Origin of the sequence: Providencia sp. CIM-Carb-044 (genome assembly GCF_033901115.1) — a bacterium.
GTDB lineage: Bacteria > Pseudomonadota > Gammaproteobacteria > Enterobacterales > Enterobacteriaceae > Providencia > Providencia hangzhouensis.
Window position 1 is genome coordinate 1 of sequence record NZ_JAXADV010000055.1, and the last position, 1,662, is coordinate 1,662.

Below are 1,662 nucleotides of genomic sequence, written 5' to 3' on the forward strand. Positions count from 1 at the left end.
CGGCGTTTTTCAAGGTAGTTGTCACCTCTGACCGTTTTAAGCGGCCTGTTTTTCTATTGGTTTAGTCTGCTCTCTTTCTGGATTCAACGTTGTCGGTCCCACGGGGGTGCAGTTTCGTACTTCGCGCTTTCCCCAACGACTTGGATTTGCATCTTTAGCCGCCTCGATACGTGCTTTTCGCTGGGCCAAGATAGCGTTATCCTGACCTGTATGACGCTGGTGTGGCGTCACAAAACGCAATTGACTGTGCTTATGTTCGTAGTTGTACCAGCGCGTAAATTTCAGGACCCATCTTCTTGCTTCATCAAGGCTTTTAAACCCTGCAGATGGCCAATCTGGTCGGTATTTGCAGGTTCTGAACAGAGACTCTGCAAACGGGTTATCATTGCTGACTCGTGGTCTGCTGTATGAGGTGGTCACCCCAAGCTCGTATGCCTTTATCCGCAAGGTTTGCGATTTCATCGGTGCGCCGTTGTCTGAGTGCAGCACTACACCACTGTGCAAACAGTTCTCCCGTACCAGCGTTTGCTCTAACAGCTTCGCGGCATGTTCCCCTGACTCCTGCTCATACACTTCGTTGCCGACAATCTTGCGGCTGAACAAGTCTTCCAACATGTACAGGTAGTAAAACTGCCCACGCACTGTGCTGGGCAAATACGTAATATCCCAGCAAAACACCTGACCCGGCCCTGCCGCGGTATAAGTCGTTGGCAACACTGAACCTTTCGGCGCTAAGCTGCGGCCACGATGATGGAGCTGCCCATGCGCTTTTAAGACTCGGTAGAACGTTGATTCAGAGCCGTAATATTCGCCACTATCTAACAAGGTCGGCACAATTTGTGATGGGGGTAAGCTGGCAAACTGCTTCCGATTACACACCTCAATTATTTGCTCTTGTTCCGCTTGCGTCAGTTTATTTGCTGGCTCAGGACGAACCGCCTCCGGTCTTTTATCTGCCTTGACCTGTCCACCACTATACCAGCGCCGATAGGTACGCAAGGTGATACCCACCTCGTTGCAGGCGACATTCAGTCTGGCCCCTGACCGATTCGCTTCTTGTATCCACGACACATACTCTGTGCGCTGCGGGAAGGAGGTTAATCGTCCTCGTGGTCGTTCTCCCAAAGCGCATTTAACTTTTTTCGCAGCACCAATATTGCAGCGGTTTCTGCGAGAGCCTTTTCTTTTTGCCGAAGTTCACGCTTCAACTGTTTGATTTCTTTCAGGTCTGCCTGTCGCTGCCGCTTGGCTTCAAGCTCCTGCTCACGAGAACTCATAAAGCCTCTGAGTGCATCTGCTTTCCAGGCCTTCACTTGCTCAACGTACAGGCCTTTAGCGCGGCAATACTCGCTCAATTCGGCTTCATTCAAACTGGCAGTTTCGAGTACAGTGGCAAACTTAGCTTCTGCTGACCATTGGTCTGGTGTTGATTTATTTCCCGGCACAGGGCGACCTTGTTGTTTGGCTTTATCACGCCAATTATACAAGGTTTGCAGCCCAATCCCTTCATTGCGTGATACTTCTGCCACGGTCATATTTAATGGTGGCAATAACTTGCTCAATATCTCTTGTTTACGCTCTTCACTGTAACTCGGCACATTCAAGCCTTAACCCCCAACTGGTTAAATTTTAGGGGGGTGACAACTATCCTGCCAGAGGGGG

1 protein-coding gene is annotated in these 1,662 nt (G+C 50.2%); it reads right to left on the bottom strand.

Annotation, left to right across the window (positions count from 1 at the left end):
- Nucleotides 1–36: 36 nt before the first annotated feature.
- A protein-coding gene (locus tag SJ312_RS23215; protein WP_129075355.1) for an IS3 family transposase occupies nt 37–1,598 on the bottom strand; the annotation gives its coding sequence in 2 pieces (ribosomal slippage) (nt 37–1,136 and nt 1,136–1,598; 1,563 coding nt in all).
- Between the last annotated feature and the right edge of the window lie 64 nt (nt 1,599–1,662).